A 21649-nucleotide genomic window follows, 5' to 3' on the forward strand; every position below is an offset into this window, starting at 1 on the left:
TCAGGGGTGTCTCCGCGCTGCGGAGACACCCCTGAGAACCAGCCAAAGTCTGTGGGCGCGGCCGGGCGGTGCGTGGCTGCGGTCCGGCGTGCGCGGAATCTTCTGGGGGGCGAGGCTGGGCCGGGAGCAGCCGCGGTCTGGCGCGGGTGTGCACAGCTGGTTCTGAGGGCCGTTATCCCGGTCTGATAAGGGCGCTGGGAGCCAGCCGAAGTCTGGGGGCGCGGCTGGGCGGTGCGTGGCTGCGGTCTCGCGTGGCCGCTGCCCGGGGGCGTGGCTGGTAGCCTCCGGCGGGGACTCCTTTATTCGTACAAAATAGGGTTTAGTACCAAATAGCGATCTGGCTGTCGCCGTCTTCCTCGGGTGGGGAGGGGTAGGACAGGGCGGTGCCGGTGGCGACGCGGTGGGCGGTCCAGGCGACCGCGGCGGCGTCCAGGATGTCGTCGGGCGGGGCCTGGCCGGCCGGGCCGAGCTGGTCGGGCAGGACGATGCCGTGGCGGGCCAGGAGTTCGCGGCGGCGGGCCTGACCGGCCCAGGTCTTCTTGGCGAACGGGAGCGTCTCGCCGGCCATGGTCCGGAACGACACCTCCGGGTGGGCCTCGAAGAGCAGCTTGGGGTGACGTTCCCAGAGCGCGTTGGCCTCGAGCAGCTTGGGCCGCAGCGCCCAGGACTGGCGGCTGAGGCCGGCGCCGGTGAGTTCACGGCACAGGCGGTTGGCGGTGGCGAAGTCCGGTTCCATCCAGACCGCGCGTGGCGGCACCCGGAACACGCTGCCGCGGCGGGGGCCGAGCTGGTCGGCGGCGAGCGTGTCGGCGCTGCGCCAGCGGTCGGGCAGCATGCCGAGCGGGATGTCGACACCGATCACCGCGGCGCCGGAGCTGCCCGCGACGATCTCGTAGAGCGTGGAGGCGAGCACCGCACGGCCGAAGGCGCCGTCGCGGAGCTCGACGCCTACCCAGCCGAGGGCGTAGGCGTCGACGCCGATCACGTGAAGGCTCATCGGCAGCTCAGCGGAGCAGCGGCCGCACGACGGCCGGGACCGGCTCGCGACCGGGCCGGACCGGCTCGGAAACGTCGATTTCCGCGGCGGGGCCGGGCTGCCGGTGGGCAGACTGGGTGCCGGACCGCGGGGTCGGTCCGTGGTGCGAGGCCACATTGACCACCGGCGGGACCGGGCCGCGGTGGCGGTCCAAATCGGTCACGCCACCGGTGGGGGCGTCAATGCTGACGTCGAAGATGGTCATGACCGAAGACTACTGGGTGTGGTGGGTTGAATGCACGCCGTGTTTGCGCCCAAGCGTCTGTTAAAGAGACCTTAAAGCTGTTCACCTCGCTTGACTGTTGTTAATCGATGTGACTACGGTCTCTGCATCCCTCCCTCTGGAAAGTTTCTTAAATAAAACTGAGGAGACCGTAGTGGGCAAAACCCTCCGCCGGGCGCTGCTCGTCAGCGCGGTCGTGATCGGGGCCTCCGCCTCGGTCCCGCTCGTGCAGGCGAACGCCGCGACCGCGTGTGCCACCGCCTGGTCTGCCACGGCCACCTATGTGAAGGACAACACCGCCTCACAGAGTGGCCACAACTACACCGCCAAGTGGTGGACCCAGAACGAGTCCCCGGCCACCCACAGTGGTGCCTGGGACGTCTGGATCGACAGCGGCGTGTGTGGCGGTACGACCACCCCGACCACCGCTCCGACCACCACCCCGCCCACCACCACCCCGACGACGGCACCCACCACGACGCCGCCGACCACCACCCCGACCACGGCACCGACCACGACGCCGCCGGGAACCTCGGGCAAGAACGTCGTCGGCTACTTCGCCGAGTGGGGCGTGTACGGCCGCAACTACCACGTCAAGAACCTGGTCACCTCGGGTTCGGCCGCGAAGCTCACGCACATCCTGTACGCCTTCGGCAACACCACCGGCGGCCAGTGCTCGATCGGTGACTCGTACGCCGACTACGACCGCGCGTACTCCGCGGCCGAGAGCGTCGACGGCGTCGCCGACACCTGGGACGCGGGCGCGCTGCGCGGCTCGTTCAACCAGCTGCGCAAGCTGAAGAAGCAGTACCCGAACATCAAGATCATCTGGTCGTTCGGTGGCTGGACCTGGTCCGGTGGCTTCACCCAGGCCGCCGCGAACCCGACCGCGTTCGCGAACTCCTGCTACAACCTGGTCAAGGACTCCCGCTGGTCCGATGTCTTCGACGGCATCGACGTGGACTGGGAGTACCCGAACGCCTGTGGCCTGAGCTGCGACGCGAGCGGCCCGGACTCCTACAACAAGGTGATCTCGGCGCTGCGCACCAAGTTCGGCTCGAGCTTCCTGATCACCTCGGCCATCTCCGCGGACGGCTCCAACGGCGGCAAGCTCGACGTCGCCGACTACGCCTCCGGCATCGCGAAGCTGAACCTGGTCTTCCCGATGACGTACGACTACTTCGGCGCGTTCGCCGCGCAGGGCCCGACCGCCCCGCACTCGCCGCTGACCTCGTACACCGGTATCCCGCAGGCCGGGTTCTACTCGGACGCCGCGATTCAGAAGCTGAAGAGCAAGGGCGTTCCGGCCAGCAAGATCCTGCTCGGCATCGGCTTCTACGGCCGTGGCTGGACCGGGGTCACCCAGGCCGCTCCGGGTGGCAGCGCGACCGGCGCCGCTCCCGGCACGTACGAGGCGGGCATCGAGGACTACAAGGTCCTCAAGTCCAGCTGCCCGGCCAACGGCACGGTGGCCGGCACCGCGTACGCGTACTGCGGCACCAACTGGTGGAGCTACGACACCCCGTCGACGATCGCCGGCAAGATGACCTACGCCAAGAACCAGGGTCTCGGCGGCGCGTTCTTCTGGGAGTTCTCCGGCGACACCAGCAACGGTGAGCTGATCAGCGCCATCAAGGGCAACCTGTAGATTTTTGAGAATGCGGGGCACCGGGTCCAGGCCCGGTGCCCCGTTTTCGTAGGCTCTTACCATGCGCCGTGAGTGGCACCAGCTCAGTCATCCGGGAGTGGCGACCTCCCGCCCGTCCACCGACTCCGCCGAGGACGAGGCCCTGGGCCTCGATCGCTGGCGGGACCTGCCCCGGGTGCAGATGCCCCCCTGGCCGGACATGGGTGAGGTCGCCTCGGTCTGCAAGGTCCTGGAGAACGTCCCGTCGATCGTCGCGCCGTACGAGGTCGACCAGCTCCGCGCCCGGCTCGCCGAGGTGTGCGAGGGCAAGGCGTTCCTGCTCCAGGGCGGCGACTGCGCCGAGACGTTCGCCGACAACACCGAGAGTCACCTGCTCGCCAACGCGCGCACGCTGCTGCAGATGGCGGTGGTGCTGACGTACGGCGCGTCGATGCCGGTGGTCAAGGTGGCCCGGGTGGCCGGTCAGTACACCAAGCCCCGGTCGTCGCTGACCGACTCGCTCGGGCTGGCGGCCTACCGCGGCGACATGATCAACTCGCTGGATCCGGATGACGCGGCCCGGGTGTCCGACCCGCAGCGGATGATCCGGGCGTACGCGAACTCCGCGGCCGCGATGAACATGCTCCGGGCGTACCTGGCCGGTGGCCTCGCCGACCTGCACGGGCTGCACGACTGGAACAAGGACTTCGTCCGGGCCTCGCCGGCCGGTGAGCGCTACGAGGCGATCGCCCGCGAGATCGACCGGGCGCTGGACTTCATCCGCGCCTGCGGGATGACCGACGCCGAGGCCCTGCGTACGGTCAGCCTGTACTGCTCGCACGAGGCCCTGGCACTGGAGTACGACCGGGCGCTCACCCGGGTCTCCGGCGACAAGGCGTACGGGCTCTCCGGCCACTTCCTCTGGATCGGCGAGCGCACCCGCCAGCTCGACCACGCGCACATCGACTTCATCAGCCGGATCGCCAACCCGATCGGCGTGAAGCTGGGCCCGTCCACCAGCCCGGAGACCGCGATCGAGCTGTGCGAGAAGCTCAACCCGGAGAACATCCCGGGCCGGCTCACCCTGATCAGCCGGATGGGCAACGGCAAGGTGCGCGACGCACTCCCGCCGATCGTGGAGAAGGTGCACGCCACCGGCGCCAAGGTGGTCTGGCAGTGCGACCCGATGCACGGCAACACCCACGAGTCCTCGAACGGGTACAAGACCCGGCACTTCGACCGGATCGTCGACGAGGTGCTCGGCTACTTCGAGGTGCACCGCGGCCTCGGCACCCACCCGGGTGGCATCCACATCGAACTGACCGGCGAGGACGTCACCGAATGCCTCGGCGGCGCACAGGGCATCGAGGACCTCGACCTGCCCGACCGGTACGAGACCGCCTGTGACCCCCGCCTGAACACCCAGCAGAGTCTGGAACTGGCCTTCCTGGTGGCGGAGATGCTCCGTGGTTGATCTGCGATCCGACACCGTCACCCGGCCCACCCCGGCGATGCGCGAGGCGATGGCGTCCGCCGAGGTGGGCGACGACGTGTTCGGCGACGACCCGACCGTCAACGCGCTGGAGCGGCACGTCGCCGACCTGTTCGGGCACGAGGCGGCACTGTTCGCCCCGTCCGGCACGATGGCCAACCAGATCGCCCTGCAGCTGATCGCCCCGCCCGGCGGTGAGCTGCTCGCCGGTGCGGACGCGCACGTGGTGACGTACGAGCTCGGCGCGGCCGCGCTGCTCGGCGGGATCTCCACCCGGACCTGGGGGTCGACCGGCGCCACGCTGAACGTGGACCGGATCGCCGACATGATCCGCCCGGCCGGCTTCCCGTCGGTGCCGACCGCGGCGATCGCCGTCGAGCAGACCCACAACCTGGGCGGCGGCGGAGTGATCCCGCTGGCCACCCTGCGGGACCTGCGCGCGGTCGCCGACGCCAACCGGGTCGCGCTGCACTGCGACGGCGCCCGGATCTGGCACGCGCACGTCGCCGACGGGGTGCCGCTGGCCAGCTACGGCGCGCTCTTCGACACCCTCGCGGTGTGCCTGTCCAAGGGCCTCGGTGCCCCGGTCGGCTCGCTCGTGGTGGGCAGCCGGGAGCACATCGCCCGGGCCCGGGTGATCCGCAAGCGGATGGGCGGGGGCATGCGGCAGTCAGGCATCCTGGCCGCCGCCGGCCGGTACGCCCTGGACCACCACGTGGAGCGGCTCGCCGAGGACCACGCCCGGGCCCGCCGGCTCGCCGAGGGCCTGGCGCCGCTCGGTGTGGTCGACCCGGCCAAGGTGCGGACCAACCTGGTGCCGCTCGACCTGACCAAGTCCCCGCTGGACGCCGTCGAGCTGGCCGCCGCGGCGGCCGAGCGTGGTGTGCTGATCGCGGCGATGCTGCCCCGCCTGGCCCGCCTGGTGGTGCACCTGGACGTGGACGACGCGGACATCGACGAGGCGACCTCGGTGCTAACCGTTCTGCTCTCGTAATTTCCCACAGGCGTGGCCCGGCGGTCCCGATGAATCCTTCGTGATGGCGAAGACTTCTCGGGCCCGCAGGGCCACTACCGCATTCGCGGCCACCGCTGTTGTCGTAGCCGGCAGCGTGGCAGTGACCCTTGCCGAGCCGGCCGCGGCCTTCTCGGCGACCGGAGCCTTCCAGGCCGTTGTCTCGACGGCACCCACGATCTCCAGCAGCTCGCCGACGGTGGGCGAGACCGAGGGCGGCACGGCTGTCGTCCTGCTGGGGACGGGCTTCAAGAAGGTCGACACCACCGACCCCGAGTCGGTCCTCTTCGGGGTGATCCCGGCGACCCGGATCGAGGTCGTCTCCGACACCAAGATGATCGCGGTCAGCCCCCCGGGCACCGGCACGGTCGTGATCACGGTGAAGACCAGCGGCGGCACCAGCCGCTCCGCCCCGAAGTTCGGGTACCGGATGCTGCTGACCGCCACCTTCGACAGTGTCGCTGCCAAGGCGATCGGCGGCACCGAGATCCCGGTCGAGGTCGGCGGGGGCTCGGTCGGCGTGTCGGCGACCGCGTTCGCGTCCATGAAGATCACCGCGACCGTCGGCGGCCTGGCCGCGAAGGTCAAATGGGTGGACGAGACGCACGTCAAGGTGGTCACCCCGGTGTCGATGAAGACCGGCCCGGCCGTCATCCAGTTCAACCACGACGGTTACGCCGGCACCCCGTCCACCTCGGTGGTCAACGTCTTCCCCTGGGTCAGCTCGACCGCGCCGACCGCGGCCAACGTCATCGGCGGCGACACCATCAAGATCGCTGGGGCCGGCTTCCTCAGCGTGGACGAGACGAACGCCGACGCGGTCACCATCGGCGGCGCCCCGGCGACCTCCTTCGAGGTCACCTCCGGAACCCTGATCACGGCCGTCGTACCGGCCACCAGCACCATCGGGACCGCAGTGGTCAAGGTGACCACACCGGACGCGTCCAGCGCGGACGACGGGCCGCTGCTCAGCTACCGCGGACCGCTCGCCGTCGACATCGCCGACGACCAGTTCCTCCGGGCCGGCGGCGGCACGCACGTGCTGGCCGTCACCGGCGGCTCGCTCGGCGACAGCACCAAGGACTTCGCCGCCGCGCAGATCACCGTGCAGCTCGGCAAGACCAAGCTCACCCCGACCTACGTGGACGCCACCCACCTGCGGGTCACCGTGCCGGCCTCGAACGCGGAGTCGGCCGAGGTGCGCCTGTTGCAGGGTGTCGTCCCCGGACCGGCGGTGACCGTGCCGATCGCGCCGGTGGTGACCGCTCTCTCGCTGATCGCCTCACCGATCACCGGTGGCAAGAGCATTCAGGTCAAGGTGGCCGGCCTGGGCGCCGCCACCGCGACCGACTTCACCTTCGGTTCGAACGCGGCGACCTGCCAGAAGGGCAGCGCCAGCGCGACCGTGACGTACGTCTGCACCGTCCCGTCGGCGACCGATGCCGGTCCGGTGCAGGTGCGCTTCACCTCGGGTAGCGGTGCCGCGAGCCGGTACAGCGCTGCCGCCACGTTCAGCTACACGGACCTCGACTGACGATGGAGATGGCCATGACGCACTCGAAGAAGTCCCGTCGTGCCGCCGGTATCGCCGTGGCGGCCGTGGTCGTGGTCGGCGGCGTGTCGGCGGCCGGCAGTGCCTTCGCGGCGCCGGCCCGGGTCCTCCCGTCCGGCACGGTGTCGGTGCTCGCCGAGAGCGACGCGCTGACCGTGGAGTTCGAGGACAAGGTCTCGGCCAAGCTGGCCGGTGGCACGGTCATCCCGGTGACCGTCGGCGGCGGCACGGTGGGCGCCACGGCGGCCGCGTTCGGCGCCCTGAAGATCACCGCCAAGGTCGGTGGCACCGCCGCCAAGATCGCCTGGGTGGACGAGACCCACCTCAAGGTCATCGCGCCGTCGTACTCCAAGGCTGCCGCGGTGTCGATCCAGCTGTTCGTCAAGGGTGTCGCGCAGACCGAGTCGACCACGCTGGTGGCGTACCGCCCGACCGTCGCGACGGTGGCGCCCGCCAAGGTCAGCGCGGCCGGCGGCGCGCTCGTGACGATCAACGGCGCGGGCTTCCTCGCCGTCGACCCCGACGACCCGGACGCGGTCACCTTCGGCGACACCGCGGCGACCTCGTTCACCGTGCTCTCCGGCACCCGGATCACCGCCATCGCCCCGGCCGGGGTGGCCGGCGCCGCCGCGGTGACGATCAAGACCGACGGCGGCAGCAGCGAGGCCGGCGCCAAGACCAGCGTCACCTACGCGACCCCGCTGGGTGTCGACGTCAGCGACGAGCCGGCGTTCAAGGCCAGTGGCGGACCGCTGGTCCTCACCGTCACCGACGGGACGCTGGGCGACACCGCCAAGGAGTTCGCCACCCAGAAGCTCACCGTGCTGGTGGACAAGCGGGCGTTCAGCGCGACCTACGTCGACGCCACCCACCTGAAGATCGTCACCGGGGCCAGCGCGGCGGACACCGCGCAGGTCGCGGTCGCCCGGGACGGCATCGTCGGCGCGGAGGCCACCGTGTCGGTCGTGCCGGTGGTGACCGCCCTCTCGGCGAACACCTCCACGCTGGCCGGCGGCGTCAAGGTCACCGTCAAGGTGGCCGGCACGAGCATCGGCGACTCGACCGGCATCATGTTCGGCGAGAACGAGGCGGTCTGCCTGAAGCAGGGCGCCGGCGCGACGACGACGTTCGCCTGCGTCGCGCCGCCGGCCACCGCGGCCGGGCCGGTCTGGGTCAGCTTCACCTCCGGTTCCGGCAAGGCCAGCCGGTTCACCAGCGCGGCGGCGTTCAGCTACACCGACAACTGACGGCCCGCCGCGGCGGCGGCGGAGCACGACAAGGGGTGGCCGATCTTCGGCCACCCCTTCTCAGCGTGACAGGTTCGCGATGGTGTCGATCTCCGCAGCCGGCACGACCTCCTGGTACGCCCGCACGTCGGCGATCGCGCCGGCGAAGCGGTCGGTCCAGGCGCCGTCGTACCAGGAGCGGGCGACCTGCACCGGGCCGGTGGCGTTCCAGGACTGCGGGTGCGCGACGGTGTCCTCGGCGGTGCCGTCGACGTAGAGGGTGATCTGCCGCGCGCCGGCGTCGTAGACCGCGGCCAGGTGGGTCCAGGCGCCGACCACCGGTTTGGTGGTCGAGGACGGGCCGTCCACCACCGGCGACGCGACGTCGGTGCGCGGCATGATCAGCCGCCAGGAGTCGGTCCGCTTCTCGTACTTGAGGATGAAACCGCTGCTCGTCGAGCCGGGCTGGGACAGCACGCCGTGCGTGGCGTCGGTGTCGGTCAGGAAGACCCGGGCCATCACGGTGAAACTCTGGTCGGTGCGGACCGCGGGCGCGGAGCCGGAGGCGTAACTGCCGGCGGTGTCCGCGGTCAGCCGCAGCGCGGTGGGTACGACCGTGCGCCAGCCCGCGCCGGCGCTCAGCGTGGCGGTGTCACTGCCGGCGGCGTCGCAGCCGACAGTGCCGGTGCCCTCGTCGAACGGCCACCACAGGGTGGCCGGGCGGCTTCCGTCGGCGACCTCGGTGGTGGCCGGCGGGCAGGTCGGGGTGACGGCCGCGCCGCCGGTTCCGGTGGCGGGCGCGGTGGCGGGCAGCGCACTGGGCGTTTCGGTGCCACCCGAGGCGAGGTGGACCGCGCCGACGGCGCCGGCGACCGCCACGACCAGCCCGACGGCGGTGAGGCCGGCGCGGCGGCGGCCGGTGGCCGGGCGCTTCCGGGCGTACAGAAGCGGATTCTCCTGGGTCGGCGCGCGATGCGTCGCGGTCGGGACCGTGAGGCGGGCGGACGTCGCGGACGGCGCGGTGAGAGCCGGGTAGGCGCCCGAGGGCGCGGTCAGCGCGGGGTAGGCGCCGGACGGGGCGGACAGCGCGGGTTGCTGCAGGCGGGCGGCGATGTCGCGGAGACGGTACGCGAACTCGGCGGCCGACGCCGGCACCTGCCCGTCGGCGAGCAACCTGATCAGGCCCGGTACGGCGGCCAGCCCGGGATACCGGGCCAGCTCCGGTGTCGTGGTGCCGGGCCGGCCGGTCAGCAGGTGCACCAGCAGCACGGCCAGCGCGGACACGTCGGCACGCGGCGACTGCTCGGCCGCGGCGAGGGCGAAACCGGTCAGCATCGGTTGCCCGTCCGCGGCCAGCAGCACGTGGTCGGCATCCAGTCGCCCGTGCGTCACCGGTGTCGCATGCGCCCAGGCCAGCGCGTCGGCCAGCACCGCGGCCAGGGCGAGCGCCCGTTCGGGCGGGAACGGGCCGGACCGCAACGCGTCGGCCAGGGTGCCGCCCCGGACCAGGTCGGTGGCCAGCCAGGCGCGACCAGTAGCGGTCACTCCGCCGGAACGCACCCCGACGATGCCCGGGTGGGCGCCGAGCCGGGCGGCCGACTCGTACCGATCGGCGAAGTCGGCCTCCTGGCGGCGGCCGGACACGTAGCCGTGGAAGATCCGCAGCACCACCCACTCCTGGGCGTGCTCCTCCCAGGCCTGGAAGACGTCCGCCTCGGCACCCGCGCCGATCCGGCGCAGCCGGGTGTAGCCGGCCGGAGTGTCGATCCCCGGTCCGCGCGCGCCATCCACCTTCGCCGGCCTCCCTCGGTCCCGCCGGGGACGGGCCCCAGGCTCCCACGAGGTAACGCGACGAACAGCGGTCCGGCCAACCCCCGTCCGGCCACTTCAAGATCACCGAACGGGGCTGTTGTCAGACCTTCCGCAGGCCCTTGAGCAGCGCGATGTCGGCCGCGTGACCCTCGTGCTCGACCGACGGGGTCTCCACGATGATCGGCACCCCGGCGGTGGCCGGGTGCTGGAACAGCTCGGCGAACGGCGCCGAACCGATCTTGCCGGCGCCGATCGTCTCGTGCCGGTCCCGGGTCGACCCGCAGTCGTCCTTCGAGTCGTTCGCGTGGATCAGCTGCAACCGGCCCGGGCCGGCCGCGGTGACCAGCGCGTCGAGCGTCGCGGTCATCCCGCCCGGGGTGGCCAGGTCGTGACCGGCCGCCCAGGCGTGGCAGGTGTCGAAGCAGACGCCCAGCCAGGGGTGCCCGTCGACGGCGGCCAGGTAGGCCTCCAGATCCTGGACCTTGGAGGCCAGGCTGCGGCCACCCCCGGCGCTCGGCTCGACCAGCAGCCGCGGCAGACCCTCGGCGGCGGCCGTCTCGAGCAGCGGCAGCAGCTGCTCGTGCAGCTGGTGCATGGCCTTCTCGGCGTGCGCCTCGTCGACCGAGCTGCCGGCGTGGTAGACCACCGCGGTCGCGCCGATCGCCTTGCCCCGCCGCAGCGCGTGCTCCAGCGTGGCGATCGAGCGCTCCACCGTCAGCTCGGTCGGCGAACCGAGGTTCACCAGCAGCGACGCGTGGATGTAGGCGGGCATCTCGCGCTCGCCGATGCCGTCGCGGAACAGCACGTCCTGCTTCGGGTCACCGGCCGGCAGCGCCCAGCCACGCGAGTTGGACACGTACACCTGCAGCGTTTCCGAGCCCGCCGCGTCGACGTACGGGAGGGCGGCCTTGGCCAGCCCACCCGACGTCTTCGTGTGCGACCCGATCCGGCGGTCTAGAAGCACTGCAACTGCACCGGTGACTGCGGGGCGACCTGCGCGTTCGGCTGCGGGTTCTGCGCGAACACGGTGCCGTTCGGGTTGAGGCCGCCGATCTGCACGGTCAGGCCGGCGCCCTCCAGCGTGGCCTTCGCCTGCTGGCACGGCTGCTGGGTCACGGCGGGCACGGTGACCAGCGGCGGGCCCTTGCTGATGTCGAGGGTGATCTCGGCGTTCTTCTCCACCCCGGAGCCCGGTTTCGGCGTCTGGGCGAGCACCTGGTCGGTCGGCTGGTCGCTGTCCTTCGAGCGTTCCAGCGCGGTCAGACCGAGCGCCTGCAGCTTGCCGCGGGCCTCGTTGATGTTCAACCCGACCAGGTTGGGCACGGTGATCGGCGCGCGACCCTTGCTCAGCACCACGGTGACCGTGTCGCCGGGCTTGAGCTCGGTGCCGGCCTTCGGGCTGGTGGAGATCACCACGCCTTCCGGCACGGTGTCGCTGTACTGGCCCTTGCCTTCCTTGTATTTCAGGTTGAGCTCTTCGAGGGAGCCCTTGGCGTTCGCCGCCTCCTGGCCGCCCAGGTCCGGGACCGCGTGCACCTCGGGACCGAGGGACAGGATCAGGGTCAGCGTCTCGCCCTTCACCACGCTCTCGCCGGGCGCCGGGTTCTGGCTGACCACCGAGTCCTTGGCGACCGTGTCGCTGTAGGCGCCCGCGTCGGCGTAGAGGACACCGAAGCCGGCGTCCTTGGCGGTCGCCTCGGCCTGCGCCTTGGGCAGGTTCACCAGGCTCGGCGCGTCGGTGTACCGGCCCAGGGTCAGCCACCAGGTGCTGCCCAGCACGACCACGGCCATCAGCGCGATCAGCGCGGTCAGGGTGACCCGGCGCCGGTCGGCGAAGAAGCCCTCCCGGCGGGGTTCGGGCATGGACCGCCCGTACGACGTGGGCCGCGCGCCACCACCCTGCTCGGGCAGCCGCGCCCAGGACGGGCGCTGGCCGGCGCCGTGCTGCTGATAACCACCGGGGACCGGCGGGACCAGCGCGGTGGCGTCCGCGGACGGCACGGTGGGGACGATCGTGGTGGCGTCGGTGACGCCGGGCCGGCCGGGGACCGGGCGCAGCAGCGCGGTCTCCACGTTGGCCGCGGTGCCCAGGGTGTCGCGGACCGCCTGGACCTCGGTGAGCAGCCGGCCGGCGTCGGTCGGGCGCTCGCTCGGGTTGCGGCGGGTGGCCCGGGCGACCAGGTCGTCGAGGGCCCGCGGCAGGCCGGGGGTGAGCGACGACGGGGCCGGCACGTCGTTGTCGACGTGCTGCCAGGCGACCTCGACCGGGTCCTTAGCGTCGTACGGCACCCGGCCGGTGAGCATCTCGAAGAGCACGATGCCGGCCGAGTAGACGTCGGTGCGCGCGTCGGCCTGGCCGGCCTGCACCAGCTCCGGCGCGACATACGCCACGGTCGCCATCAGCTGGCCGGACTCGTCGACGGTGCTCGCCTCGATGGCCCGCGCCAGACCGAAGTCGGCGACCTTGACCACCGCGTCCACCAGGTCGCTGGTGCCGCCGCTGGGCGCCTCGGCGACCAGCACGTTCTCCGGCTTGACGTCGCGGTGGACCAGCCCGGCGCGGTGCGCGGCGGCGATCGCGGCGAGCATCTGCTCGAGGATCGCCAGCGCCTCCACCGGACTCAGCCGCTTGCGCTGGGCCAGCAGGTCACGCAGGGTGCGGCCCTGCACGAACTCCATCACCAGGTAGGGCAGGCCCTCGTGACGACCCTGGTCGTAAACGGCCACGACGTTCGGGTGGGTCAGCCGGGCGATCGTCTTCGCCTCGTCGGTGAACCGGTCGACGAAGTGGACGTTCGTAGCCTGGGAGGGGTGGATGATCTTCAGTGCGACGGGACGCCCGAGTCGCTCGTCGGTGGCCCGGTACACCGTTGCCATGCCACCACGGGCCACGCGACCGGTGATCCGGTAGCGCCCGTCAATCGTTGTGCCGATCAACGTATCGGCGACTGTGGTGTCCATCGGCGTGAAGTGTATGTGTCTTTCCGGTGGGGGTGACCCAGGATGTCACAGCTGAGTCCAAACGGGTACCTGAACGGTGATGACCTGCACCGATTCGCCGAGGGTCGGTCCCACATTCCGGTTTTATCCGGCCCGCTGCCATTGCCGGTGACGGTGTCGTCGCTCACCGGGTGCGTTGTCGGGGGTGTCGTCCGGCCCGGGATCGGCCGATGCGCTGGGCTCCGCGGGCGAGGTGGAGCCGCTCGGCGCCGGGCTGCCCGGGTCCGGGTCGCTGCCGGCCGGGGACGGCGCGGTCGGCGTGGGCACCGGCGGGGTGACGCAGTCACACGGGGGAGTGGTCGTCCTCGGTTGCGGGGGAGCGGCGGGGGCGGTGGTCCGGTGCGCGGCGGGCCGGGGCGCGGTGGTCCGCGGGCCGGCGGGTGATCCCATCCGCGAGGTGGGCCCGCCGGTCGCCGGGGTGACCGGCGGGGCTTCGGCGGTGGTTTTTGTCGTCTTTTTCACGGCGGCCGGGGTGGGTGCCGTGGTGGGTGCCTCGTCCGCTTCCGGCTCGGCGGGCGCGGCGGCCACGGCCGGCGGCTCGTCGGTGAAGGCCGCGCTCAGGCTGCGGGTGACCACGAGGTACGACCCGATCGCGCCGACCAGCGCCACGAGACAGAACGCCGTAACCGCGACAAATCGCCGTGGTGGCCGGGCGTCCGTCTCCGGTGGCACGGTGCGCCACTCCATCAGCGAGCCGGGGAACGTGCTCAGCCCGGTCGAGGTGACGTCCGGCCCGTCGGTGTGTTCGGCCGGGCGCCGGCCCAGGTCGTACTTGACCGAACGCCAGGCACCGCGCAGCTCGGCGCGGATCCTTCGCCACAGGCTCATCAACTGTTCTCCGTTCTGGTCTGGCACGCTGTACGGCGTGAGCGAACCTGTCATCACCGAACCGACCGGATGGATCAACCTGCCGGACGTGTCCGAGAAGCTCGGCGTCTCGATCAGCAAGGTGCACCAGATGATCAAGGACGGTGACCTGCTGTCCGTGCGCCGTGACGGGATCCGTCTGGTGCCCGAGGAGCTGGTCGCCAACGACACCGTCCGGCAGCATCTGCCCGGTGTGCTGACCGTGCTCCGCGACGCCGGGTACAACGACGAAGAGGCGTTCCGGTGGCTGTACGCGGCCGACCCGGAGGTCGGCGGCAGCGCGGCGGCCGCGCTCGGCACCTGGCAGGCCCGTGAGGTCAAGCGGCGCGCGCAGGCGCTGGGTTTCTGAGCCGATGCGGCATCTGGCGTACGTCGCCGTGCTCGCCGGATGCCTGGCCGGCGCCCTCTGGCTGGAGCCGATCCTGCGGGTCAACGTGCTCCGGCGGTGGCGCCGGCTGCTGCTGACCGTGCTGCCGGTGGCGGTCGTGTTCGTCCTCTGGGACCTGGCCGCGATCGCCGCCGGGCACTGGACCTTCGATCCGGCGCAGATCACCGGGATCTTCCTGGGTGGCGGCCTGCCGCTGGACGAGGTGCTGTTCTTCCTGGTCGTGCCGATTTGTGCCATTCTCGGCTTCGAGGCGGTGCGGGCGGTGCTGCGACGCCCGGCCGGCGACGAGTGAGTTACACCACGGCGGCGCTGCTCGGCGTCGTCGCCGCGGTGCTCGTCGACCTGCTGATCCTGCGGACCCGCCTGGTCACCCGCCGGGTGTTCTGGGCGACCTACCCGATCATCTTCACGTTCCAGCTGATCTCGAACGGCATCCTCACCGGCCGGAACATCGTCCGGTACGACCCGGACGCGATCATCGGCTGGCGGCTGGTCTACGCGCCGGTCGAGGACCTGCTGTTCGGGTTCGCGCTGGTGCTGCTCACGCTGTCGATCTGGGTGGCGCTGGGCCGGCGCGGCATCCAGCGCACCCCGGCGGCTGGTGAGGGCAGCCGGCTGCTGAAGAGACTCAGACGGAACGGCGGGTAGCCGCGTCGGCGAGCCGCCGCAGCGCGTCCCGCGCCTCCTCGTCGATCGGCGCCGCGGCCAGCGCGGCCAGCGACCCGGTCATCAGCTCGTCGATGCGCGCCTCGGTCGCCGCCAGGGCCCCGCTGTCCCGGATCAGCACGCGCAGCCGCTCCACCCCGGCGTCGTCCAGCGCCGGATCGCCGAGCGCCACGTCCAGCTCGGCCCGATCGGCCTCGCCGAGCGCGCCGAACGCGGAGGCCACCAGGTACGTCCGCTTGCCCTCCCGCAGGTCGTCCCCGGCCGGCTTGCCGGTCTGCGCCGGGTCGCCGAACACCCCGAGTACGTCGTCGCGCAGCTGGAACGCCTCGCCCAGCGGCAGCCCGAACCCGGTGTACGCGTCCGGCACCTCCGGACCGGCCCCGGCCAGTGCCGCGCCGAGCAGCAGCGGCCGCTCGACGGTGTACTTCGCCGACTTGTACCGGGCGACCTTGCCGGCCCGCTCCAGCGAGGTGTCCCCGGTCGCCTGGGTGAGCACGTCCAGGTACTGACCGACGGTCACCTCGGTGCGCATGTCGTCGAAGACCGGCCGGGCCCGCGCCAGATCGGCCCACGGCATCCCGGAGCGGTGCAGCAGCTCGTCCGACCAGACCAGCGCCAGGTCGCCGAGCAGCACCGCGGCGCAGTCGCCGAACCCGGCCGCGCTGCCCCGCCAGCCCGCGCCGGCGTGCAGCTTCTCGAACCGGCGGTGCACCGACGGCTCCCCGCGCCGGGTGTCCGACCGGTCCATCAGGTCGTCGTGGATCAGCGCGCTGGCCTGCACCAGCTCCAGCGCCGCGACCGCCGCGACGACCTCCTCCGAGTCGGTGCCGCCGGCACCGCGGAAACCCCAGTACGCGAACGCCGGCCGCAGCCGCTTCCCGCCGCCCAGCACGAACTCGGACACCGTGCCGGACATGTCGGCCAGCGCCGGATCGATCGCCAGCAGCCGGTCGCGCTGCCCGGCCAGGAACACGGTCAGCGCCTTGTCGACACGCGGCCGCAGCCCGGCCAGTTCGAGCGGGGAGTTCGTCACACCCGCGACGCTACTTGTTCGAGAAGGTCGGCCCGCAGACCGGCCCGGTAGAGTTCCGGTGTGTCTCTCGGACTTCCCTCAAAGCTGCCCGGCACCCCGGCGATCGGCGAGCTGATCCGTGGCGCGGCGCCGACGTTCTCGTTCGAGTTCTTCCCACCCAAGACCCCGGACGGCGAGCGGCTGCTCTGGCAGGCGATCCGTGAGCTGGAGTCGTTGCGGCCAAGCTTCGTGTCGATCACCTACGGCGCGGGCGGCACCACCCGGGAGACCACCGTCGCGGTCACCGAGCGGGTCGCCACCGAGACCACCCTGCTGGCGATGGCCCACCTCACCGCGGTCGACCACTCGGTCGCCGAGCTGCGCAACGTGATCGGGCGGCTGGCCGGGGCCGGCATCCGCAACGTGCTGGCGCTGCGCGGCGACCCGCCGGGCGACCCGATGGGCGAGTGGGTGCGGCACCCCGAGGGCGTGCGCTACGCCGAGGACCTGGTCCGGCTGATCCGCGAGTCGGGGGACTTCAGCGTCGGGGTGGCGGCGTTCCCGTACAAACATCCCCGCTCGGCCGACGTCGAGAGCGACACGCTCAACCTGATCCGCAAGTGCCGGGCCGGCGCCGACTACGCGATCACCCAGATGTTCTTCGACGCCGAGGACTACCTGCGGCTGCGCGACCGGGTGGCGGCGGCCGGCTGCGAGACCCCGATCGTGGCCGGGGTGATGCCGGTGACCCGGATGGCCACCATCGCGCGGTCCAGTCAGCTCTCCGGTGCGCCGTTCCCGGCGGAGCTGCTGCGCCGTTTCGACCGGGTCGCCGACGACGAGTCCGCGGTGCGGGAGCTGGGCGTCGAGGTCTGCTCGGAGATGTGCGCGCGGCTGCTCGACGAGGGGGTGCCGGGCATCCACTTCATCACCATGAACCGTTCGACCGCGACCCGTGAGGTCTGGCAGCGGCTGGCCCCGTCGGACGTCGCCGCAGCGGCGTGACCTGGGACGACTACGCCGAGGCCTGGTCCGGGCTGCACGGCGGGTTCGACCCTCGGCGGGCGTCGCCGGTGGTGCGGGGGTGGGTGCTCACCGCGTACACGATCGGGGTGTGGCTCGGCCGCCGCCGGGTGTCGCCGATGACGGTGACCACTATCGGTCTGCTGGTCTGTGTCGCGGTGCCGTTCGCGGCCCGCGGCAGCCTGCTCCTCGCCGCGTTCCTGATCCTGGTGGCGGCGGCCGCGGACGGCCTCGACGGCGCGGTCGCGGTGATCACCGATCGCGTGACAAAAATCGGATTTGTGTACGACTCGGTCGCCGACCGGATCGGCGAGCTGGCCTGGCTCGCCGCGTTCTGGGTCGCCGGCGCCCCGGGCTGGCTGGTGACCGCGGCCGGCGCGGCCAGCTGGCTGCACGAGTACGTGCGGGCCCGCGCCTCGGCCGCCGGGATGTCCGAGATCGGCGTGGTGACCGTCGGGGAGCGGCCGACCCGTGCCCTGATCGCCGGCCTCGGACTGGTTCTGATCACCGTGATCGACCGGCCGTGGCTGCCCGCCGCGCTCTGGCTCGCGCTGCAATTCGCCGGTCTGGCGCAATTGTCGGTGGCGGTCCGCCGCGCCCTGCGCTGACCGTTTATTCGGTTGTCGGGCGTCGATGCCGCGCCTATTTTCTTTCTCAGCAGGAACGCCATCTGACCTGCTGATTCGGGATGAAAATAGAGTTGACGGAGGTGAAACCCCAATGAGCGCGGTTCTGGTTCTGAACGCCGACTGCGGGCCGCTGCACCGGGTCAGCCTCCGGCACGCGATCCGGATGCTGTTCCGTCAGGTGGCGGTCGTGCACGAGGCGCAGCCGGACGCGACCATCGGTGTCTTCCCGGTGCCGACCGTGGTCCGGCTGGTCAGTTATGTGGTGACCCGCTGGCGGTTCGGCCGCGGCCCGGGCTGGTCCCGGGCCGGCGTGCTGGCGCGCGACAAGCGGACCTGCGCCTACTGCGGGGCCCCGGCCACCACCATCGACCACGTTTTCCCCCGCTCGCGCGGTGGCGGCAACGAATGGCTCAACACCGTCGCGGCTTGCGGCCGATGCAACAACCGCAAGGGCGACCGGACGCCCGCGGAAGCCCGCATGCCGCTGCGCGTGACGCCGTACGCGCCGGCCTGGGTGTCTTTCGCCTGATACCGGGGGCCGGCGGGTTAACACGGGGATTCGCCGGTCGCCCCTCGGCTGTCTCCGGATCGTCCGCTACTGGACGATCCGGAGATAGCCTTGTTTCATGTCCGCTCCGGAACGCACCCAGCTCGACGTCAGCCGCCTGCTCAACGAGGCCGGTCACGCGCTGACCAACCGGCTCGCCGCCGCGCTCGCCGAGGTCGACCTGACACCCCGGGCGCAGTGCGTGCTGATCCACGCGCTGGAGGAGGACCGCACCCAGATCCAGCTCGCCGCGCTCGCCGGCCTGGACAAGACCACCATGGTCGGGACCGTCGACGAGCTGGAGAAACGCGGCCTGGCCGAGCGCCGGGCGTCGGCCACCGACCGGCGTGCCCGGATCATCGCGGTCACCGAGAAGGGCCGGCTGGCCGCCGAAGAGGGCCAGCGGATCGTGGACCGGGTGCACGGGGACGCGCTGGCGGCCTTCCCGGCGGAGTCGCGCGCGGTCTTCCTCGATCTGCTCGGCGCGCTGGCGCTTTCTCGCGACGAGGTCGCCGGTCCGCATGCGGTCCGCCGGCCGCGCGGTGCTTGATAGATCCCTTCGGGATAGTCCGCTTGCGGATTATCTGCTACGGTCGGATCATGAGTCCTTCCCGTGGCGCAACGCTGGCCGTGCTCTGCACCGTCGCGCTGATGATCGTTCTGGACAGCACCATCGTCGCCGTGGCCATCCCCGCCATCCAGCGGGATCTCGGCTTCACCCCGGCCGGCGTCGCCTGGGTGGTCAACGGCTACCTGGTCGCCTTCGCCGGCCTGCTGCTGCTCGCCGGCCGGCTCGGTGATCTCCTCGGCGCCCGCCGGGTCTTCCTGACCGGCCTGACCGTCTTCACCGCGGCCAGCCTGCTCTGCGGCGTCGCCCCGAACGCCGGCCTGCTGGTCGCCGGCCGCTTCGTGCAGGGCGCCGGCGGGGCGCTGGCCTCCGCCGTCATCCTCGGCATGATCGTCCGGCTCTTCCCGGAACCCGGCCCGCAGGCCCGCGCCATGGGCATCTTCAGCTTCACCCAGGCCGGCGGCGCGGCGATCGGCTTCGTGGCCGGCGGCGTGCTCACCGACCTGGCCGGCTGGCCCGCGATCTTCCTGATCAACGTCCCGTTCGGGGTGGCCGCCTGGTTCTTCGGTCGGCGGTTCATTCTTGACGGTGACCGCTTCGCCGGTCGGGTCGACGTCCTCGGTGCGCTGCTGATCACCGCGGGTCTGTCGCTCGGCGTTTATGCCATCGTCGCGGTCGGCGAGCCGACCTCGCCGGCTCCTGCCTGGTCACTGGCCGCTGCCGCGTTCCTGCTTGTCGTCCTTTTTCTGGTACGACAGGGAAAGGCGCCCGAACCGCTCATCCCGCTCCGCCTGCTCCGCCGCCCGTGGCTGCTGGCCGCGAGCGCCACCATGGTGCTGATCATGGCGGCCGGGATGGGCTTCCAGTTCGTGAACACGCTCTTCCTGCAGCGGGTGATGGGCTTCGACACGCTGCGGACCGGTCTGGGCTTCCTGCCCACCCCGATCGTCATCGGCCTGGTGTCCCTCGTCGTGGCGGCCCGGCTGACCGCCCGCTTCGGCCCGCGCCGGGTGCTGCTGACCGGCCTGCTGCTGCTCGCGGCCGGGCTGGCGCTGCTCTCCCGGATTCCGGCGGCTCCGTCATATGTGGTCGACCTGCTGCCCGCCCTGATCATCATGGGCCTGGGCGTCGGCATCACCGTCCCGGCGATCATGATGCTGGCCATGGCCGGCGCGTCCTCCGAGGACACCGGCCTGGTGTCCGGCCTGAACAACACCGCACAGCAGGCCGGCGCGGCGCTGGGCCTGGCGGTCCTGGCCGCGGTCGCCGCCAGCCGCACATCCTCCCGTCTGGCCGCCGGTGTGGCGGAGCCGCTGGCGCTGCGGGACGGGTACAGCTCGGCTTTCCTGGTGGGCGCCGCTTTCGTGGCGGCCGCCGCCCTGATCACCGCCACCGCCCTCCGCCACCCACCGACCACCCCGGCCGTTCCTGGCGCCGCCGCCTCTGCTTCGGTTGCCGCCGGCTCTGTCGGTTCTGGTGCGGCCCCGAGCGCCTCCAGGCCGCCCGCTGCTGCTGAGCCGGGCAATTGAGCGTGTGAAGCTGGGCGCGGTCCGCACCCATATCTCCCGAGCGCTCCGTCGTCGTGCGGCCCGAGATCGGTGGGGCGGCGGGGGTACACGCACCGCGCCAGCAGGGCGGCAGAGGCACTCACTGGGCGTTCATGGGGCGGTGGGGTCCCGCACTTCGCACTCGCGGGGCGGTAGCAGTCCGCGATGGGCCGGGGCGCGGGGGCGGCAACTGCCCGCGATCGGGTGATGCGTGCGATTCCCTCCCAGACAAGGGCGGTGACAGGCCGCGATCCGATAGTGCGTGCGCGCCCCGCCCCCCTGTGGGCTGTGCGCGCACGCAATCGGTCATCGCGGACCCGCACCGCCCCCCAGCGGCCGGGGCGGGCAGGTCGAAGCCTGCCGACATCACGTCTTCACCCGCCGCCGTGCGGGTCCGCTGTCCCGTGCGGGCCCACCGCCGTGCGGGTCCGCTGTCCCGTGCGGCCGTAGGTCTGTCGCCCGCGGCCGTCGCGGCGGCTCGTTGTTGTGCGCTGACCTCCGCTGGCGCTATGACGCGAACCCGCAGCGCCGTCAGTAATGTCAACAGAACATTGACATTTGGTAGCCTGGTCTGGTGTCCACTCATCATGGCTTCGCTTCGTCGGAACCTGCCGCTCAAGGTGCCGAGCCCGTGACCGCGCAGTCCGATGACGAGTCATCCGGTGCCGCGGAGGCGTTCAGGCGGCATGGCGGGGCGTCTGGCCTCATGGAACTCCGTGAGATCCAGGCACGGCGGGCACAGCTCGACGCCGACGAACTGGCGCTGATCGACCGAGCCAGGCGCGCCGGATCCACCTGGCCGGCGATCGCCGCGGCGTTGGGTCTGTCCAGCCGTCAGGCGGCGGAGCAACGTAGGCACCGCCTGGCGCAGGCCGCCGAGCGCGACTCCCGGCCGCAGCGGGCCGAGCTCGATCAGGGCTACGGCGAGACCCTGGCCGCCCTGCGCAAATCCGCCGTCGACCTGCACCTGCGCATCGGCGCCGACCGCCGCTGGGATGCCCGCTTCCCCCGCGCCGCCCTGGTCCGCGAAACCTTGTCAGCCGCTCCGGACGCCCCACCCGGCGCCCTCTACGACCTGGTCGCCGAAGCCCTCGCCGACCTGTCCACCCATCCCCTCCCTCACCCGCCCACGATGCCCACCGGCTCGGCCGCGCTGCCCGCGGACCCGGCCGCCGGCTCGACTGTGTCGCCCGCCGGCTCGGCCGCGCGGTCCGCGGGGGCGGGTGGGACACGCGGCGGGCGAGTTCAGGGGCTTCCGGTGCCGCTGCGGGCCGCGGTGGGTCGGCTGCGTGCCAGGTTTGAGGAGGCAAGGCCGGGTTGACAGTGAGGCGCTCAACTCCGCAGAATGTGAGTCCAGCTGACTCAATTCTGGAGTGGACGCATGCGCCGGAACGCCGTGTTGTTCGTCTTGATCTCCCTCTG

At 71.8% G+C, this 21649-nt stretch carries 21 protein-coding genes; 14 read left to right on the forward strand and 7 right to left on the reverse strand.

The window, feature by feature from the left end:
• Nucleotides 1-319 precede the first annotated feature (319 nt).
• Both Apa02nite_RS05145 and Apa02nite_RS05150 read right to left on the reverse strand, forming a co-directional pair.
• Nucleotides 320-997 carry a DUF429 domain-containing protein gene (locus Apa02nite_RS05145; protein ID WP_203824041.1) on the reverse strand — a complete coding sequence of 226 codons (678 nt, stop codon included), beginning with the start codon at nucleotides 995-997 and terminating at the stop codon, nucleotides 320-322.
• Between the two features lie 7 nt (nucleotides 998-1004).
• Nucleotides 1005-1241: a hypothetical protein gene (locus Apa02nite_RS05150; protein ID WP_203824042.1), complete on the reverse strand. Its 237-nt coding sequence runs from the start codon at nucleotides 1239-1241 to the stop codon at nucleotides 1005-1007.
• Between the two features lie 172 nt (nucleotides 1242-1413).
• Between Apa02nite_RS05150 and Apa02nite_RS05155 the strand changes: the two genes are divergently transcribed.
• From Apa02nite_RS05155 to Apa02nite_RS05175, 5 genes are all read left to right on the forward strand, one after another.
• The gene (locus Apa02nite_RS05155; RefSeq protein ID WP_203824043.1) at nucleotides 1414-2907 is read left to right on the forward strand and encodes a glycosyl hydrolase family 18 protein; all 1494 of its coding nucleotides are present in this window, start codon (nucleotides 1414-1416) and stop codon (nucleotides 2905-2907) included.
• Nucleotides 2908-2968: 61 nt separating this feature from the next.
• Nucleotides 2969-4360, forward strand: a complete 1392-nt coding sequence (locus Apa02nite_RS05160) for a class II 3-deoxy-7-phosphoheptulonate synthase (RefSeq protein WP_067704595.1) — start codon at nucleotides 2969-2971, stop codon at nucleotides 4358-4360.
• On the forward strand, nucleotides 4353-5372 hold the full coding sequence (locus Apa02nite_RS05165; protein ID WP_067704592.1) for a threonine aldolase family protein: 1020 nt from the start codon (nucleotides 4353-4355) through the stop codon (nucleotides 5370-5372). The genes Apa02nite_RS05160 and Apa02nite_RS05165 overlap by 8 nt, the downstream gene beginning before the upstream one ends.
• A gap of 115 nt (nucleotides 5373-5487) precedes the next feature.
• Nucleotides 5488-6924 (forward strand): IPT/TIG domain-containing protein, encoded by a 1437-nt coding sequence (locus tag Apa02nite_RS05170; RefSeq protein WP_203824044.1) that lies wholly within the window; start codon nucleotides 5488-5490, stop codon nucleotides 6922-6924.
• 14 nt (nucleotides 6925-6938) lie between these two features.
• Nucleotides 6939-8189: an IPT/TIG domain-containing protein gene (locus Apa02nite_RS05175; RefSeq protein ID WP_203824045.1), complete on the forward strand. Its 1251-nt coding sequence runs from the start codon at nucleotides 6939-6941 to the stop codon at nucleotides 8187-8189.
• A gap of 60 nt (nucleotides 8190-8249) precedes the next feature.
• Here the strand turns inward: Apa02nite_RS05175 and Apa02nite_RS05180 are convergent, their stop codons facing one another.
• From Apa02nite_RS05180 to Apa02nite_RS05195, 4 genes are all read right to left on the reverse strand, one after another.
• Nucleotides 8250-9959, reverse strand: a complete 1710-nt coding sequence (locus Apa02nite_RS05180) for a LamG-like jellyroll fold domain-containing protein (RefSeq protein ID WP_203824046.1) — start codon at nucleotides 9957-9959, stop codon at nucleotides 8250-8252.
• A 121-nt stretch (nucleotides 9960-10080) separates the two neighbouring features.
• Nucleotides 10081-10944, reverse strand: coding sequence for a deoxyribonuclease IV (locus Apa02nite_RS05185; protein ID WP_198171259.1), 864 nt, complete (start codon nucleotides 10942-10944; stop codon nucleotides 10081-10083).
• Nucleotides 10935-12941 (reverse strand): Stk1 family PASTA domain-containing Ser/Thr kinase, encoded by a 2007-nt coding sequence (pknB, locus tag Apa02nite_RS05190; protein ID WP_203824047.1) that lies wholly within the window; start codon nucleotides 12939-12941, stop codon nucleotides 10935-10937. The genes Apa02nite_RS05185 and pknB overlap by 10 nt, the downstream gene beginning before the upstream one ends.
• Before the next feature lie 123 nt (nucleotides 12942-13064).
• On the reverse strand, nucleotides 13065-13808 hold the full coding sequence (locus tag Apa02nite_RS05195) for a hypothetical protein (protein WP_203824048.1): 744 nt from the start codon (nucleotides 13806-13808) through the stop codon (nucleotides 13065-13067).
• Nucleotides 13809-13845: 37 nt separating this feature from the next.
• Between Apa02nite_RS05195 and Apa02nite_RS05200 the strand changes: the two genes are divergently transcribed.
• The 3 genes from Apa02nite_RS05200 to Apa02nite_RS05210 are packed head-to-tail and all read left to right on the forward strand — an operon-like array spanning nucleotide 13846 to nucleotide 14883.
• Nucleotides 13846-14196, forward strand: a complete 351-nt coding sequence (locus tag Apa02nite_RS05200) for an Rv2175c family DNA-binding protein (RefSeq protein ID WP_203824049.1) — start codon at nucleotides 13846-13848, stop codon at nucleotides 14194-14196.
• Between the two features lie 4 nt (nucleotides 14197-14200).
• Nucleotides 14201-14527 (forward strand): lycopene cyclase domain-containing protein, encoded by a 327-nt coding sequence (locus tag Apa02nite_RS05205; RefSeq protein ID WP_067704576.1) that lies wholly within the window; start codon nucleotides 14201-14203, stop codon nucleotides 14525-14527.
• Nucleotides 14524-14883, forward strand: a complete 360-nt coding sequence (locus Apa02nite_RS05210; protein ID WP_203824050.1) for a lycopene cyclase domain-containing protein — start codon at nucleotides 14524-14526, stop codon at nucleotides 14881-14883. The genes Apa02nite_RS05205 and Apa02nite_RS05210 overlap by 4 nt, the downstream gene beginning before the upstream one ends.
• On the opposite strand, the gene Apa02nite_RS05215 is transcribed toward Apa02nite_RS05210, so the two are convergent.
• On the reverse strand, nucleotides 14864-15934 hold the full coding sequence (locus tag Apa02nite_RS05215; protein ID WP_203824051.1) for a polyprenyl synthetase family protein: 1071 nt from the start codon (nucleotides 15932-15934) through the stop codon (nucleotides 14864-14866). The genes Apa02nite_RS05210 and Apa02nite_RS05215 overlap by 20 nt on opposite strands.
• Nucleotides 15935-15994: 60 nt before the next feature.
• Between Apa02nite_RS05215 and metF the strand changes: the two genes are divergently transcribed.
• The 6 genes from metF to Apa02nite_RS05245 all read left to right on the forward strand — a co-directional run bounded on the left by metF (nucleotide 15995) and on the right by Apa02nite_RS05245 (nucleotide 21548).
• The gene (gene metF, locus Apa02nite_RS05220) at nucleotides 15995-16918 is read left to right on the forward strand and encodes a methylenetetrahydrofolate reductase [NAD(P)H] (protein WP_203824052.1); all 924 of its coding nucleotides are present in this window, start codon (nucleotides 15995-15997) and stop codon (nucleotides 16916-16918) included.
• Nucleotides 16915-17544, forward strand: a complete 630-nt coding sequence (locus tag Apa02nite_RS05225) for a CDP-alcohol phosphatidyltransferase family protein (protein ID WP_203824053.1) — start codon at nucleotides 16915-16917, stop codon at nucleotides 17542-17544. Before metF ends, Apa02nite_RS05225 begins: the two co-directional genes overlap by 4 nt.
• Before the next feature lie 112 nt (nucleotides 17545-17656).
• Complete coding sequence (locus Apa02nite_RS05230) at nucleotides 17657-18094, forward strand: HNH endonuclease (RefSeq protein WP_203824054.1); 438 nt, start codon at nucleotides 17657-17659, stop codon at nucleotides 18092-18094.
• Nucleotides 18095-18191: 97 nt separating this feature from the next.
• A complete protein-coding gene (locus Apa02nite_RS05235; RefSeq protein ID WP_203824055.1) occupies nucleotides 18192-18662 on the forward strand; it encodes a MarR family winged helix-turn-helix transcriptional regulator in 471 nt (156 codons plus the stop codon).
• Nucleotides 18663-18712: 50 nt separating this feature from the next.
• The gene (locus Apa02nite_RS05240) at nucleotides 18713-20209 is read left to right on the forward strand and encodes an MFS transporter (protein WP_203824056.1); all 1497 of its coding nucleotides are present in this window, start codon (nucleotides 18713-18715) and stop codon (nucleotides 20207-20209) included.
• A 649-nt stretch (nucleotides 20210-20858) separates the two neighbouring features.
• Nucleotides 20859-21548 (forward strand): hypothetical protein, encoded by a 690-nt coding sequence (locus Apa02nite_RS05245; RefSeq protein WP_203824057.1) that lies wholly within the window; start codon nucleotides 20859-20861, stop codon nucleotides 21546-21548.
• Nucleotides 21549-21649 lie beyond the last annotated feature (101 nt).

This window comes from Actinoplanes palleronii, from assembly GCF_016862315.1.
In the GTDB taxonomy this organism is placed as follows: Bacteria; Actinomycetota; Actinomycetes; order Mycobacteriales; family Micromonosporaceae; genus Actinoplanes; species Actinoplanes palleronii.

What these genes read in the sequence shown, in the direction of transcription:
- Apa02nite_RS05160 (WP_067704595.1), top strand. Translation starts at nt 2,969, where the DNA reads ATGCGCCGTGAGTGGCACCAGCTCAGTCATCCGGGAGTGGCGACCTCC.
- Apa02nite_RS05145 (WP_203824041.1), bottom strand. Translation starts at nt 997, where the DNA reads ATGAGCCTTCACGTGATCGGCGTCGACGCCTACGCCCTCGGCTGGGTA.
- pknB (WP_203824047.1), bottom strand. Translation starts at nt 12,941, where the DNA reads ATGGACACCACAGTCGCCGATACGTTGATCGGCACAACGATTGACGGG.
- Apa02nite_RS05175 (WP_203824045.1), top strand. Translation starts at nt 6,939, where the DNA reads ATGACGCACTCGAAGAAGTCCCGTCGTGCCGCCGGTATCGCCGTGGCG.
- Apa02nite_RS05150 (WP_203824042.1), bottom strand. Translation starts at nt 1,241, where the DNA reads ATGACCATCTTCGACGTCAGCATTGACGCCCCCACCGGTGGCGTGACC.
- Apa02nite_RS05240 (WP_203824056.1), top strand. Translation starts at nt 18,713, where the DNA reads ATGAGTCCTTCCCGTGGCGCAACGCTGGCCGTGCTCTGCACCGTCGCG.
- Apa02nite_RS05205 (WP_067704576.1), top strand. Translation starts at nt 14,201, where the DNA reads ATGCGGCATCTGGCGTACGTCGCCGTGCTCGCCGGATGCCTGGCCGGC.
- Apa02nite_RS05235 (WP_203824055.1), top strand. Translation starts at nt 18,192, where the DNA reads ATGTCCGCTCCGGAACGCACCCAGCTCGACGTCAGCCGCCTGCTCAAC.
- Apa02nite_RS05230 (WP_203824054.1), top strand. Translation starts at nt 17,657, where the DNA reads ATGAGCGCGGTTCTGGTTCTGAACGCCGACTGCGGGCCGCTGCACCGG.
- Apa02nite_RS05195 (WP_203824048.1), bottom strand. Translation starts at nt 13,808, where the DNA reads ATGAGCCTGTGGCGAAGGATCCGCGCCGAGCTGCGCGGTGCCTGGCGT.